Origin of the sequence: Cupriavidus nantongensis (genome assembly GCF_001598055.1) — a bacterium.
Lineage (GTDB): Bacteria > Pseudomonadota > Gammaproteobacteria > Burkholderiales > Burkholderiaceae > Cupriavidus > Cupriavidus nantongensis.
Map to the genome: position 1 here is coordinate 1982419 of NZ_CP014845.1, position 13784 is coordinate 1996202.

Annotated in this window: 16 protein-coding genes; 8 read left to right on the forward strand and 8 right to left on the reverse strand. The window is 70.0% G+C overall.

Translation table 11 applies throughout. From position 1 onward, the window contains the following. Positions 1-245 precede the first annotated feature (245 nt). The 4 genes from A2G96_RS29765 to A2G96_RS29775 all read left to right on the forward strand — a co-directional run bounded on the left by A2G96_RS29765 (position 246) and on the right by A2G96_RS29775 (position 3609). Positions 246-2255, forward strand: coding sequence for a type IV pili methyl-accepting chemotaxis transducer N-terminal domain-containing protein (locus A2G96_RS29765; protein ID WP_062803717.1), 2010 nt, complete (start codon positions 246-248; stop codon positions 2253-2255). After that, complete coding sequence (locus A2G96_RS29770; RefSeq protein ID WP_062803718.1) at positions 2252-2905, forward strand: response regulator; 654 nt, start codon at positions 2252-2254, stop codon at positions 2903-2905. The genes A2G96_RS29765 and A2G96_RS29770 overlap by 4 nt, the downstream gene beginning before the upstream one ends. A gap of 196 nt (positions 2906-3101) precedes the next feature. After that, entirely contained in the window at positions 3102-3260 is a 159-nt protein-coding gene (locus A2G96_RS32890; protein WP_012356889.1) for a DUF3309 family protein, read from the forward strand. 160 nt (positions 3261-3420) lie between these two features. Continuing rightward, the gene (locus A2G96_RS29775; protein ID WP_062803719.1) at positions 3421-3609 is read left to right on the forward strand and encodes a DUF3008 family protein; all 189 of its coding nucleotides are present in this window, start codon (positions 3421-3423) and stop codon (positions 3607-3609) included. A gap of 89 nt (positions 3610-3698) precedes the next feature. On the opposite strand, the gene A2G96_RS29780 is transcribed toward A2G96_RS29775, so the two are convergent. The 3 genes from A2G96_RS29780 to A2G96_RS29790 form a co-directional block, all read right to left on the reverse strand. Then, positions 3699-4472, reverse strand: coding sequence for a ParB-like protein (locus tag A2G96_RS29780; RefSeq protein ID WP_082819150.1), 774 nt, complete (start codon positions 4470-4472; stop codon positions 3699-3701). Continuing rightward, a complete protein-coding gene (locus A2G96_RS29785) occupies positions 4456-4908 on the reverse strand; it encodes a hypothetical protein (protein WP_062803720.1) in 453 nt (150 codons plus the stop codon). The genes A2G96_RS29780 and A2G96_RS29785 overlap by 17 nt, the downstream gene beginning before the upstream one ends. Positions 4909-5083: 175 nt before the next feature. Beyond that, positions 5084-5941: an SDR family oxidoreductase gene (locus tag A2G96_RS29790; protein ID WP_062803721.1), complete on the reverse strand. Its 858-nt coding sequence runs from the start codon at positions 5939-5941 to the stop codon at positions 5084-5086. Positions 5942-6288: 347 nt separating this feature from the next. Here A2G96_RS29790 and A2G96_RS29795 point away from each other — a divergent pair, with 347 nt between their 5' ends. Beyond that, positions 6289-7509, forward strand: a complete 1221-nt coding sequence (locus A2G96_RS29795) for a BON domain-containing protein (protein WP_062803722.1) — start codon at positions 6289-6291, stop codon at positions 7507-7509. 84 nt (positions 7510-7593) lie between these two features. Beyond that, a complete protein-coding gene (locus A2G96_RS29800; protein WP_062804211.1) occupies positions 7594-8187 on the forward strand; it encodes a ParB-like protein in 594 nt (197 codons plus the stop codon). Between the two features lie 13 nt (positions 8188-8200). Here A2G96_RS29800 and A2G96_RS29805 read toward each other — a convergent pair whose 3' ends face one another. The 4 genes from A2G96_RS29805 to A2G96_RS29820 form a co-directional block, all read right to left on the reverse strand. Next, positions 8201-9286 carry a DNA topoisomerase IB gene (locus tag A2G96_RS29805; protein ID WP_062803723.1) on the reverse strand — a complete coding sequence of 362 codons (1086 nt, stop codon included), beginning with the start codon at positions 9284-9286 and terminating at the stop codon, positions 8201-8203. A 20-nt stretch (positions 9287-9306) separates the two neighbouring features. Beyond that, a complete protein-coding gene (locus A2G96_RS29810; RefSeq protein ID WP_062803724.1) occupies positions 9307-10170 on the reverse strand; it encodes an alpha/beta hydrolase family protein in 864 nt (287 codons plus the stop codon). Beyond that, a complete protein-coding gene (locus A2G96_RS29815; protein WP_062803725.1) occupies positions 10157-11362 on the reverse strand; it encodes a DUF3182 family protein in 1206 nt (401 codons plus the stop codon). Before A2G96_RS29815 ends, A2G96_RS29810 begins: the two co-directional genes overlap by 14 nt. Positions 11363-11445: 83 nt before the next feature. Continuing rightward, a complete protein-coding gene (locus A2G96_RS29820; protein WP_062803726.1) occupies positions 11446-12024 on the reverse strand; it encodes a low affinity iron permease family protein in 579 nt (192 codons plus the stop codon). Positions 12025-12391: 367 nt separating this feature from the next. Here A2G96_RS29820 and A2G96_RS29825 point away from each other — a divergent pair, with 367 nt between their 5' ends. Then, positions 12392-12859: a CBS domain-containing protein gene (locus tag A2G96_RS29825; RefSeq protein WP_062803727.1), complete on the forward strand. Its 468-nt coding sequence runs from the start codon at positions 12392-12394 to the stop codon at positions 12857-12859. Between the two features lie 23 nt (positions 12860-12882). Continuing rightward, positions 12883-13209 (forward strand): BON domain-containing protein, encoded by a 327-nt coding sequence (locus A2G96_RS29830; protein ID WP_062803728.1) that lies wholly within the window; start codon positions 12883-12885, stop codon positions 13207-13209. Between the two features lie 82 nt (positions 13210-13291). Here the strand turns inward: A2G96_RS29830 and A2G96_RS29835 are convergent, their stop codons facing one another. Then, positions 13292-13753: a PRC-barrel domain-containing protein gene (locus A2G96_RS29835; RefSeq protein WP_018005539.1), complete on the reverse strand. Its 462-nt coding sequence runs from the start codon at positions 13751-13753 to the stop codon at positions 13292-13294. Between the last annotated feature and the right edge of the window lie 31 nt (positions 13754-13784).

Genomic DNA, 13784 nt, shown 5'->3' on the forward strand with positions numbered 1-13784 from the left:
GCATGAAATATCACGATGTGATGGAAACCGCCCTGGCGCCACACGCCATGCCCACGATGCGCCGCCGCCCGCACATACGCGCGCCAAAGCCGGGTTTCCTTGATCTTGCGCAGGTAGCCCAGCCATTCGCGCGGGGACAATCGCTTCCGACTCCTGCGTAATCCTGTTGCCCTGGCCGTCGGCCCACTGCCCGGCACCCTCGACAGGCCCGCGACAGGTTCCCCCTGGTAGCCCCCGATACCGCCATGTCAGATACCGACCCTGCTGCCGCCCCTGCCCCGGCGGCATCCGCGTTGCCCGCGCTGCGGCACCGCCTTTCCACGCGCATCATCTCGCTGTCGCTGGCCGTGCTGCTGGTGGTGCTGGGCATGATCTCCGGCACGCTTTGGCTGTCGTGGAAGCTGGAAGGCGCCGGCGCCGCCATCAACGATGCCGGCAGCCTGCGCATGCGCGCCAACCGCGTGGCGATCGAGCTGGCGCTGGCGCACGTGGGCCGCGCCAATGACCTGGCGGCGCAGGCGCAGGCGCTGGACACCACGCTGGCGCTGCTGAAGAAGGGCGATGCGGCGCGGCCGCTGTTCCTGCCGGACGAACCCGCCATCCACGCGCAGATGACCCGCGTGACCCATGACTGGCAACAGCGGCTGCGACCGCTGGCGGTGGCCGGCGCATCGCCTGCCGCGTACATTGCCGCGCTGCCGGGTTTTGTCGCCCAGGCCGACCGCCTGGTCGGCATGATCGAACACGACAGTGCGCGCAAGACCGACCTTCTGCGCCTGTCGCAAACCGCGCTGGCGCTGATGGCCTGTATCGGCACGGTTGCCGTGATCTACCTGCTCTACCTGTGGATCATCCTGCCGGTGCTGCGGCTGCAGGACGGTTTGCGGCGCATGGCCGCGCGCGAGTTCTCGCTGCGCCTGCCGGTGGAAAGCCGCGACGAGTTCGGCACGCTCAGCGAGGGCTTCAACCGCATGGCGGGCGAGCTGCAGGGCCTGTACCACGATCTTGAAGCGCGCGTGGCGCAGAAGACCGCCGAGCTGGAGCGCCACAACCGCGACCTGGAAACGCTGTACGAGATGGCCGCCTTCCTGAACCAGGCCCCCGATGCCGAAGCCATGGCGCAGGGCTTCCTGGCGCGCGTCATGCGCCAGTTCGACGCGGATGGCGGCAGCGTGCGCGTGCTCGACAGCCGCCACGGCCGCATGCACCTGCTGGCCGCCGCGGGCCTGCCCGCGGCGCTGGCCGAGGCCGATTCCTGCGCCTCGGCCAACGGCTGCCATTGCGGCGATGCCACGCGCGAGGCCGTGATCGCCATCGTCGACCTGCGCGAGGCGGCACGTGCCGGCGCGGCCGACGAAACCCCGTGCGGCCGCGACGGCTTCCAGTCGCTGGCGGCGTTCCGCATCGAAAGCCAGCGCGGCGCCACCGGCATGTTCGCGCTGCACTTCCGCGCGCCGCGCAAGCTGCCGCCGTCGGACCGGCAGCTGCTGCAGACGCTGGCGCAGCACCTGGGCACCGCGCTGGAACACCTGCGCCTGTCCGCCACCGCGCGCCAGCTGGCGGTGGTGGAAGAGCGCAACCTGGTCGCGCAAGGGCTGCACGACAGCATCGCCCAGGGGCTGAACTACCTGAACCTGCAGGTGCAGCTGCTCGACGACGCGGTTGCGCGCGACGACCTGGCCGAGACCCGCGAACTGGTGCCGATGCTGCGCCATGGCTTGGAAGAAAGCTACCAGGACGTGCGCGAGCTGCTCAACAACTTCCGCTCGCGGCTGGGCACCGGCGAATTGCGCCCCGCAGTGGAAGAGACCGTCGAGCGCTTTCGCCGGCAATGCCGCACCGAGGCCGCGCTGGCGATCGACGAACGCGGCGGCGCCTGGCCGCTGTCGCCCGAGCAGCAGCTGCAGGTGCTGTTCATCCTGCAGGAGGCGCTGTCCAACGTGCGCAAGCACGCCATGGCGGCGCACGTCGCGGTGGCGCTCAGCCATGGCCGCGATTTCCGCCTGGTGGTGCAGGACGACGGCGAAGGCTTCGACCCCGACGAACTGGCCACCCGCGCCGACGCCCATATCGGCCTGAGCATCATGCGCGAGCGCGCCGCGCGGCTGGGGGCGCAGCTGCACGTGCAGGCCAGCCCCGGCAGCGGCGTGCGCATCGAACTGGTGCTGCCCGCCGGCAGCCACGGCGCCGCCCGGCGCGATCGCAGCGCCAACCCCATCACCAGCCTGACCCTCCCGAGCGAGACCCAGCCATGACCATCCGCATCCTGCTGATCGACGACCACACCCTGTTCCGCTCGGGCATCCGCGCGCTGCTGCAGCGCCAGGCCGACTTCGAGATCGTCGACGAAGCCGCCGACGGCGTGGAAGGCATCAAGCGCGCCAAGCAGCACCGCCCCGACGTGATCCTGCTCGACCTGAACATGCCGGGCCTGTCCGGGCTCGAGGCGCTGCAGCTGCTGGTCGAAGACCTGCCGCAGACCGCGGTGATCGTGCTGACCGTATCCGAGGAGGCCGAGGAACTGGCCGCCGCGCTGCGCAGCGGCGCGCGCGGCTACCTGATCAAGAACATCGAGACCGAGGCGCTGATCGCCGGCATCCGCCGCGCCGCCGCCGGCGAGCCGGTGATCTCCGACAGCATGACCGCCAAGCTGGTGGCGCAGTTCCGGGCGCCCGCGCCCGTGGCTGCGCCGCGCCAGGAAGAAGCGCCGCGGCTGACCGCGCGCGAGCGCGAGATCGTGCAGGGCCTGGCCCGCGGCGAAAGCAACAAGGAGATCGCGCGCGACCTGGGCGTGGCCGAAAGCACGGTGAAGATCCACGTGCAGAACATCCTGAAGAAGCTGAACCTGGCCAGCCGCGTGCAGGTGGCGGTTTATGCGGTGGAACACGGGCTGAACACGGCGTGAACACCGCCCCGCGCTGGCCGCGCGGGTCGCCTTGCCCGCACTTGGGCGTCGTCCGATTCCTACACCGATATCAGTCCCTGCCCGGAGGGATGCCAGCACCCCTTGTCCTACGCTGAACGGTAAGCGGATGGCTCTGCGGAGCCGCCTCGGAACGGAAGCCGCGCGGCTTCCCCGATCCACGAACAAGGAGCACGCCATGGGCATCGGCACCATCCTTCTGATCATCCTCGTCCTGCTGTTGATCGGCGCCCTGCCGGCCTGGCCGTACAGTTCCGGCTGGGGCTACTGGCCGAGCGGCGGCCTGGGACTGATCGTCCTGATCGTGGTGCTGCTGGTGGTGCTGGGTCGGATCTAGCGTCCGGCAGGCAGCGAACCGCGGCACGGAGCGCGCAAGACGATTTGCGTGCCGGCCGCGCTTGTCGCGGCCGCGCCTGGCACCTATAACGAAGCGCGGGCTCGCGCGTCAGCGTGCGCCCGGTCCTATCAACCTTTTCACCTTTCGCAAGGAGACTCAGATGCCAGCAAAATCCAAGGCGCAACAGCAGGCCGCCGGAGCGGCGCTCTCCGCAAAGCGCGGCGAAAAGAAGGCAGGTTCGCTGAAGGGACCTTCCCGCTCGATGGCCAAGTCGATGAGCGAGAAGGAACTCGAGAAAATGGCTTCGACCAAGACCAAGGGCATGCCGAAGCACAAGTCGGAACGTTGATCGGTACGCGCGGCCTTGCACGTGAGGCCGGGCCGCGCTGGCAGCGCGGCGGCATACCAGCACAGGGCAGGCACACGCCTGCCCTGTTGCTATCCGGCCCTGCCGTTCTTGCCCTTGCCGGTCTTCAACGGCTTCGCCGGTTTGCCGATCTTCCCCTCCAGCGGTCCGCCGCAAAAGCCCGGCAGGCGCCTGGCGCGGGGACTGCGCGCAAGCTTGATCGATTCCGCCAGCGCCAGCCCGAACCCCGCAATACTATGCAGGTCCTGCTCCACCCGCTTGCGCAGGAACCCGGCCCAGCAGAAGTCGCCGTAGGCGCTGTCCGGCTTGCGGTACGCGCCCGCTTCGCGGGCAAAGGCGGCCAGGCTGCGATACGGGTCGTCGCGCATGCTGCGCACGGTCGAGGGCAAGGCCTTGGGCCCCTGCCGCTTGCCGTGTTCATCGTAGGGATGGACATGGCCGAGCTGGCGCATGCGCTTCCAGAATGCGGCCGCATCCAGGTCGCTGAAGTCTTCCAGCACCCGCACCGGCGCGAGCTGGTAGCCGAGATCCAGCCACGCGCGCGCCCAGTGGTGGTGGTCGACGATATAAAGCTCTCCGCCCGGCCCGGCCACGGTCTTGATGCGATGCCGGCGCATGAAGCGCTGCAGCGCCTCGCGGTCTTCCGGATCGGCGTGGCGCTGCGTGACCTCCATCTTGTGGTGGACGTGGATGTAGCCCAGCGTCAGCTGGGTCGGACGCAGCCGCGCCAGTTCGGCGACGGCCTTGCCGCGCGGGCTGCGCGGCGACGCCGCCGGGATCAGGACGGGTTCTGCGCCCGGGACCGGCTCGGTCGGCCCGGCGGGGCGTTCAGTCGTGTTCGACACGTTTCTGGTTGACGAAATGCTCGAGCTCGCTGCCGGGGTCCTCGTTGCCGGTGCTCTCCTCGGCGGTGGCGTCGCTGGCCAGCGGCCGCGGCCAGTACTCGCCCTCGCCTTCGCGCACCGGCTCGCCGCGCCGGGCCGGATCGAAATCGGTCCACTGCCCGCATTCCCAGGTGCCCTGCGCGCGCTCGAGCTGGCTGGCGCCGGTCTCGCGCAGCACGTCGATGACTACCGAACCGAGCCCGTTGTTGACGCACGCGGCCAGCATGACGTTGTCGGCCGGCGGCTGCGTGGCGCCGTCGTCCTGCTGGTCCGTGGCAGGGTCCTTGACTGACACGATGGATACTTCCCACACGGAGAAACCGCGCGCGAACAGCGTGCGTGCGGCATCTTCGGCGTTGGCGAGCGTATCGAAACGTCCCGCGATGATCGATGACATGATGCCTCCCAGAGATTGGCGATGGCGGTCGGCCGATCACTCCCGTATTGCAAGAGCCACGCCCGCGCAGGATCTGCATGGCACGGGCGGCGGCGGAACCGCTGCATGCAATATTTGCAAAGGCGGCCCCGGAACTACATGCACTGGCCTGGCGCAAGCGCGCAAGCGCGGGCCATCAGCCGTTCACGACCTCGCCGCCGTTGATGTGCAGGATCTGCCCGGTGATATAGCTGGCCGCGTCCGAGGCGAGGAACACATAGCCCCCGGCGACTTCGAACGGCTGTCCCGGGCGGCCCATGGGCGTCTTCTTGCCGAACTCCGCCACTTCCTCCGGGCTGAACGTGGACGGGATCAGCGGCGTCCAGATCGGCCCCGGCGCCACGCCGTTGACGCGGATGCCGCGCTCCACCACCTGCAGCGCGAGCGAGCGCGTGAACGACACGATCGCGCCCTTGGTCGCGGAATAGTCCAGCAGATGCTTGCTGCCGCGATAGGCAGTGACCGAGGTGGTGTTCAGGATCGACGCCCCGGCCTTCAGGTGCGGCAGCACCGCGCGCGTCAGGTGGAACATCGCAAACACATTGGTGCGGAAGGTGGCTTCGACCTGTTCGGCCTCGACCTCCTCGAGCGACTTCTTCGGATGCTGCTCGGCGGCATTGTTGACCAGGATGTCGAGCTTGCCGTACTGCTGCAGCGTCTGCCGCGCAACGGCCTCGGCGTGGTTGCAGTCGGCGAGGTCGCCGGCGATGGCCAGGCATTTGCGGCCGGCCTGCTCGACCAGGTTGACGGTCTCGTGCGCGTCGGCATGTTCGTCCAGGTAGGCGATGGCGACATCGGCGCCTTCGCGCGCAAACGCCACCGCAATGGCTCGGCCGATGCCGCTGTCGCCGCCGGTGACCAGCGCGACGCGTCCGTTGAGCCGGCCGCTGCCGACGTAATCGTCAGCGCCGCTGTCCGGCTGCGGGCGCATCGGGGCTTCCAGGCCGGGCTGGCGCGACTGGTGCTGGGGCGGGACGCTCTTGGGTGTGGACATAGCAGTCTCCTGTCGGGGATGGCCGCGCCAGGCGACGCCGGCGTGGCGGCACGCCGCGGCCATGCAAGATGCAGGGTGGCGCGCAAGTTCCATGCCGCTGCGCGCAAGGCGCGGGCCCGCATGCCGCCGCGCGCGCCGGCATCGGCCCCGCGGCGCTGCCCGTAACCCTTACATCGCACGGAAAACCTTACAGCGCGCGCGTATGCGGCACTGCGCCGTTTCGTCTGCGCGCCGGGGCACGGATTTTGCGGCCCTCTGCATATCCGAAACGTCAACGGCTTCCGGCGCCTGCCGCACTCGCCTGCGGGCAGTGCCAGCGCGCGGGGCCTCACCGCCAGGAGGCAGATATGTTCAACTTCCGCAATGACCGCGGCAGCCGCGGCCGGCCCGAAGCGCAACGCCGCGACCGCGGTCCGGAACAAAGGATGCGCGACGAGAGCGAGGGCCGCGGCTCGGAGGACTGGGGACAGGAATGGGGCGAAGACTGGCGCGGCGAGAGCGGCGAGAGCAGCCAGCGCCGCGGCGAGTATGGCGGCCGCGGCTATGAAAGCCGCCAGCGCTGGGAAGAAAACCGCCGCGACGAAGATCGCGACGAAGATCGCGACGAACGTCGCCACGAACAACGCAACGAAAGCCGCGGCCAGGGCCGCAGCATGGGCAGCGAGCGCGAATCCTCGCGCCATGGCGGCCCGTGGTACCAGCAGGACACGCCCGCCGGCCAGCGCCGCGGCAGCTGGGGCGAAAGCGGCTACGGCGCCGCCGATATTGGCGGCAGCGGCCATCCGTACAGCAGCGGCTACGGCGGCTACCGGCCATCGCAGCAGGACAGCGGCTACCGCAGCCAGGAACGCGAATCGGGCTACGGCTATCGCGATGAAGACCGCTTCGGTCCGCGCGGGCGCGGCAGCGCATCCAGCGGCCGTTATGAGCGCGATGAGCGCAGCGAGCGCGGCCAGGGTGGCTGGGGCTCCGAGCGCGGCCGCAGCGAAGGTGGCCGTGCCATGCACTGGCAGGAAGGCAGCGAACGCGACCGCGCCCAGCGGGGCGGACAACCGAGCTACGGCAGCGGCTACTTCGGCGATGCGGGCCGTGGCGGCCAGTCGTTCAGCGGTGGGCAGCGCGTCTACCCGGACGACCCGGGCTACCGGCGCCGCACGCCGTTCGCCGGCCAGGCCAGCGCCTCGGGCACGCAGGGCGGGCAGCATGCCGGCCGCCGCGCCACCGGACCCAAGGGCTACCGGCGCTCCGACGAACGCGTGCGCGAGGATGTGTGCGAACGCCTGGCGATGAACCCGTATATCGACGTCGGCGAGGTCAGCGTCGAGGTAGCGAACGGGGTCGTGACGCTGGACGGCACCGTCAGCGAGCGCCGCGAGAAATACGTGGTCGAGGAGATCGCCGATGCGGTGTTCGGCGTCACCGAGGTCGACAACCGCCTGCGCGTGCAGCGCCAGCAAGGCAGCTCGTGGGCGGCAGGCTCCGAGGTGGGCGGCGACACCTCGACCAGCAGCAGCGGCACGGCGTCGGCGGGCAGCACTTCGCCGGACCGCACGCTCAACAAGAGCTGAGCCTTGCCTTCCGGCCAGTCCCCCGCGAGCACGGCGCCCGCTCCGCGGCGGGCGCCGCGCAAGCTGGCGCCCGACAGCAAGCTGATGGTGCCGCTGGACGCGCTGCGTCCCACCCAGATCACGGTGGGCGGCTACCACGTGGCGCAGAAAGTCCATGTCACGCGGCGGGTGGCGCCGGAAGCGCGCGCGGCGTTCCTGGACAAGCACCGCGTGCACCTGGTGATCGGGCCCGAGCAGATGCTCTATGTGGTCGACCACCACCACTGGGTGCGCGCGTGGCATGACCTGGGACTGACCCACGTGCCCGGCATCGTGCGGGCGGACCTGAGCGACATGGACGTGCCCGCGTTCTGGCGCCATATGGTCGCCAATCACCTGGTCCACCCCTACGACGAGCATGGGCGCAGACGGCCGCTGACCGAACTGCCCGAGGCCATCCACGACATGCGCGACGACCCGTACCGCAGCCTGGAGGCCTTCGTGCAACTGGCGGGCGGCTATCGCAAGGTCAAGACCGCTTATCCCGATTTCCGCTGGGCGGATTTTTTCCGGCGCCACGTGCCGGGGCCGTTCGATACGCCCCATCACTTCGCCTTCGCGGTGGCGAGCGCGTTCAGGCTGGCGCACTCGCGCGAGGCAAAGGACCTGCCCGGCTATATCGGCGCGCTGGGGTGCTGAGCGCGGCGCGCGATCACTCGTTATTGTCCTTGGCGCCGTTTGCTGGCCGGGCCTGGCTTGCCGCCAGCAACTGCAGCAGCCGCGCCTCGTCCGCGCGCAGCCGCGTCATGGCGGGCGCGCGGCCGCCCGCCTGCAGCACGCCGGCGAGGTAGGCATCGATGACGTCGGGGTGCACATAGCACTTGCGGCACACCGCGACGGTGTTGCGCAGCTGGTTCGCGACCTCGCGGACGGCATCGGTTACGGCCTTGCGGCGCGCGGTCTCGCTGCCCGCTTCCGGCAGCTTGCGCAGGATCGCCAGCGCATGCACGCTGCCGGCCCAGGTGCGGAAGTCCTTGGCGGTAAAGTCCCCGCCGGTCACTTCCTGCAGGTAGGCGTTGACATCGGCCGAGCCGATCTCGCGGATTTCGCCGTCGCCGTCGCGGTACTTGAACAGGCACTGGCCCGGCAGGTCGGCGCAGTTGCGCACGATGCGCGCCAGGCGCGGGTCGTTGACCGAGACGTCGTGCGTGATGCCGCTCTTGCCGGTGAACTGGAAGCGCAGCCGGCTGCCGCGCACGGTCACGTGGCGCCGGCGCAGCGTGGTCAGGCCGTAGGTGCGGTTCTGGCGCGCGTAGCGCGGCGAGCCGACGCGCACCAGCGTGGCGTCGAGCAGCAGCACCACCGCGCCCACCACCTTTTCGCGCGGCATGCCGTTGCGGCGCAGGTCGCGCGCCACGCGTGCGCGCAGGCGCGGCAGCGCGGCGCCGAACGCCGCCAGCCGCGCGTACTTGTCGGTATCGCGCAGCGTGGCCCATTGCGGGTGGTAGACGTACTGCTTGCGCCCGCGCGCATCGCGCCCGGTGGCCTGCAGGTGGCCGCGCGGATCGGGGCAGATCCACACCGACTCGTAGGCTGGCGGAATCGCCAGCGAAGCGATGCGCGCCAGCGTGGCGGCATCGGTCACGCGCTTGCCGTCGGGGCCGGTATAGCTGAAGCCGCTGCCGTGGCGCCGGCGCGTGATGCCGGGGCTGCTGTCGTCGACATAGCGCAGCCCCGCGTCGCGCAGCACCGTGTCGAGCGCGGCGGGTGCTTCGGTGGCGGGCAGCGTGCTGTCCATGGGCGCGCGCGGAGTCAGGCTCAGGCCGCGCCCGGCGCGCTGGCCGACTCGGGCTGCGGTTCAAGCCCGGCGTCGGGCGCGGGCGGCGCGGGCTTGCTTGCAGGTTTCGGCACGGGCGGCGCTGCGCGCTCGGCGGTGACCGGGCCGGCGCGGGCCACGGTGACCATTTCACGCAGCCAGTTGACCAGCATGCTGCTGTAGGTGCGCTGGAACTCCTCGTCGCTCAGGCCGTGGTCGGCGCCCTTGATCACGCGGTAGGTCAGCGAGTTGGCATGGATGCAGGAATCGACATAGCTCATCACCACGGCATGGGGCACGATCTGGTCGTGCTCGGATTCGATCACCAGCACGTCGCCGGTAAACGCCGTGCATGCGCGCAGCGCGCGGTTGCTCGCGGGCGGCACCATGCTGCGCCGGTAGGTCACCAGGTCCTGCGCGCGGTGCAGCTGGCGCTTGGGCAGGTCCCAGCCCGAGTCCATGTACAGCGCCGGCGCGCGGAACGCCAGCCAGCGCACCTGGCGCAGTCCGCTGAGCAGCGCGGCCAGGTAGCCGCCATAGCTGCTGCCTACCACCGCGATCGCGTTGCGGTCGACCTCGGGCTGGCGCACCAGCACATCGTAGGCCGCCACCACGTCGGCAAGGTTGCGCATGCGGCTGACGGTCTCGTACTGCGCGCGCGTGCCGGCATGGCCGGTCAGGTCGAAGGTCAGGCAGACGCAACCCAGCCCCGCCACCTTGCGCGCACGCGCCAGGTATTGCTGCTGGCTGCCGCCCCAGCCGTGCACGAACAACACGCCCGGCAACCTGGTTTCCGGGCTGATCAGGGTACCGGCGATGGTGCCGCCTTCGCTTTCGATCTGCAGCAGTTCTTCATGCGTTGCCATCGGATTCAGGCTCCAGTCGTGCGTACTTGGTCAGGGGACCGACATGGCGGTCTTCGCCCCGGTAGTAAATTTCGGCGTCTTCCGGCACGCGCACATCGTTGCCGTAGACTTCGCGCGTCGATGCGACCACGCGCGTGCGTGCCGGGTCGTCGCGCAGCGCCGCCAGCGCCGCCAGTTCGGCGCCGGTGGCGCCCCCCACGCGCCAGGACTGCTCCAGCACGCCGCCGAGCATCTGTCCGTCATGGGCACCGCCCGCGGGCGCGCCGAAGGCGACGTCGTAATTGCAGCGCGACAGCACCATGCCACCGCCCTCGCCATAGCAGGCCAGCGCGGCCTCGTGGTACACCATCGCCGCGCGCACCGCGGCGAGGATGCGGGCGTCGAAGGGGTGCTGCAGCAGCGCATCGAAGCCGCCCCGCACCACCGTCAGCGTCGAGCCGCCATAGACCTTCTGACCGCGGTTGTTCTCGGTCAGTCCCTGCGTGCCGCAATAGCTCGCTTCCAGTCCCGCCAGCACGACCTTGCCCACGCTGAAGGTCTGCGGCGCGCGCAGGTCGCGCTCCACCACCAGGCCGTCGCGCTCCACCCCATGCGGGTCGAGCGCGGCCAGCGCTGCCTCCAGCGCGGCTTCGCCGTCGACCACGCGCTGGCCCAGCCCGCCGACACCGCCGGTATCCTTCAGCCGCACCGGCCCCAGCGTCAGCAGCCGCAGCGCCGCGGTGCGCGCATCGCCGACGCTGAACGCGGTAAAACCCGGCAGCGTGGCACCGACCACGCGCCGCACGAAGGCCTCGGACCAGCCCCGCGGCGCCGCGGCGCCGGGCTCGACCAGGCCGTGCGTGATCGCCTTGGTGGCGACGAACGCGTACGGCACCACGCCGCCGAACAGATCATCCTCGCCCTGCACGCCCAGGCTTGCCGCCAGTTCACCACCGACCAGCGTCTGCGCCGGCACCAGGTACGGCGCCGGGCGCTCCGCCGCTGGCGCCGCATAGCCGCCGGCGAACGGCAGGCCGGCGATTGCGGCCACCTTGCGGGCGATATTGGCAAGGGTTATGCCATGGTGGCTGTCGGCCTGGTCCAGGGTCTCGCAGCCGTAAGCCATCACCGGGCGGCTGCCCTGCTGCGCGGCTGCCGGACCTGCAGCCGGCAGCACCGGTTTTCGCTTGCTTGCTTCGCTCGATGCGGTCACGGCCGGCTCCTGTTGGGGTGGGTCGCAAGGGTCCTGCACGGGGCCTGCATGGGTCCTGCAAAAGGGGGCCGTTGGCCGGCAAGCTACGGCGCCGCCGAGGCCGGCGAGGCCGGCGCTGAGGGCGCGCCGTCGGCGGGCGCTTCGGACGGATGCCTGCGCGAAGCGCGCGCGTCGCGCTTGGCGGCGTGGTTCTCGCGCGCCTCGTCGAGCGAATGGCTGGTCTTGATGCCGTCCTCCTTGTCGGCCAGCTCGGCGAGCTGGCGGTAGAAGCTGACCAGCTGGCGCAGCTCTTCCTCATCGAGGTCCTCGATCGACACCAGCATGTTGCTGGCCTCGCGGTGCGAGGCCAGCAGTTCGTTGAGCTTCAGGTGGACCGCGACGGCATCCTTGTTCTGGCTCTGCTGGATCAGGAACACCATCAGGAAGGTGACGATGGTGGTGCCGGTATTGATCACCAGTTGCCAGGTCTCGGAGTAGCCGAACATCGGGCCGGTCAGGGCCCACGCGACCACCACGCCGACCGCCAGCACGAAGGCGGTCGGCGAGCCGGCATGGCGCGTGGCGCCGCCGGCAAAGCGGTCGAACAGGTGCAGCACGGTGGCACGTTTGCCGGCGCCGGGCCGATGGCCAACGCCGGGCAGGATGGGGCTGGATTTGCGCATCGTTGCACTCCCACGGATAGGTCGCCGGATTGGCCGCCAGACGGTCCGCTTGCTTGGGCGGCATGCTGATTTCATTGTATGGAGCGCATGGCCAATGTGCAGCGGGCGCAGTCCTACAACGGGCGCAGCACTTGCAGCACTCCACATGTTTCGTTTCTACATCGGGCGATAAATCTTGCCGGCGGTTTGGCCCGCATTTTCGCGCGCGAAGCACATGCGGGCGACGGGAACGCTTTTTGCGCCGCATGGCATGACGAAGCGGCGACTTCCGGTGCGTCGGTGGCTGCCGGTTCGCCGGAACGCCGCCCTGTTGACCCAGGGCCCGAGCCCCCACCCGGCATCGATCCCGCAGCTAAAGGAGCCAGCCATGTTCCAGTCCCCTGCCACGCAACCCCGCGCACCGCGGCGCGTCGTCGACATCATGACGCGCCAGCCGGCCTATATCACGCCCGACGAAACCATCCAGCATGCCGCGCAGCTGATGGCGGACCTGCACGTCGGCTCGCTGCCGGTCTGCGACGGCCGGCGCCTGGTCGGCATGCTGACCGACCGCGATATCACCGTGCGCGCTACCGCCGGCGGCCAGCCGCCGCAGGCCACGCGTGTGGCCGATGCGATGTCGCCGCAAGTGCAATGGTGTCTCGAAGACGAATCGCTCGAAGACGCGCAGCACAAGATGGAAGCCGCGCAGGTGCGGCGCCTGCCGGTGCTCGACCACGATCACACCCTGGTGGGCATCGTGTCGCTGGGGGACTTCGCCAGCAAGGGTGCCGACGCGCGCGAATCCGGCGAGACGCTGGCGTCGATCTCCACGCCTTCGGCGCCCGCGCGCTGAAGCCGCAGCAAACAGGAGCCGCGATGAGCGCAACCCCTTCCGCCGATGACGAAGCCCTGCGCGTGGCCGTGCGCGCCGAAATTGCCGCGGCCTTCGATGGCCGCTTTCCCGACGGCGTCACGCTCGAGGTGGCCGATCGGCGCGTGACCGTGCGCGGCTGCGTCGAAGACGTCGACACCGCGCAGCGCGTGGAAAAAGCCGCCGCGGTCAGTCCCGGCGTGCTGGGCGTGCATAACGCGCTGTCGACGCGGCAGCCGCCCGCGCCCGAGCCGCAGGGCCAGCCCGCCGGCAGCGGCCGGCACGCCGACCCGGCCGACAAGCCCGCCGGGCAGGTGAACCACAAGGTCTGAACGGTACGCTGGAAGACAAGGCGCCGGAGCTTTGCTCCGGCGCCTTGGCGTTTACGAGGTGCTATGGCCAGACAAGAGGCGCTCAGCCCCACGGGTCATAGCGGTCGGCTTCCCAGTACGGGGAGATGCCGTAGTACTGGTGGATGCTGGTGGCCCATTGCGAATCGGCCATGGTCGGCCAGTGGTCCTTGTCGAATCCCGGCGCGGCCTTGAGCCGGTCTTTCTCGACGCCCAGCACGAAGCACTTGCGCCGCGTGTCCAGCGTCAGCGCGGACCACGGCAGCGCGAACAGCTTTTCGCCGATGCCGAGGAAGCCGCCCATCGCCAGCACGGCATAGGCAACGCGGCCGCCGAGCACATCGATCATGATGTGGTCGATGGTGCCGATGTCGTCGCCGGCCGGGTCGACCACCTTGTTGCCCTCGAGCGTGTCGGCCGCCATCACGAACGGGCCGGGTCCCGGGGAATTGCGGTCGATGCCGCCGACGATCGAGGCGCCGTGCGGATGTTCGGCGCCGGGCGTTTCAGGTTGGACTGGATTCATGGATACCTCCGTTTGGCTGCTCGGGTAGCGG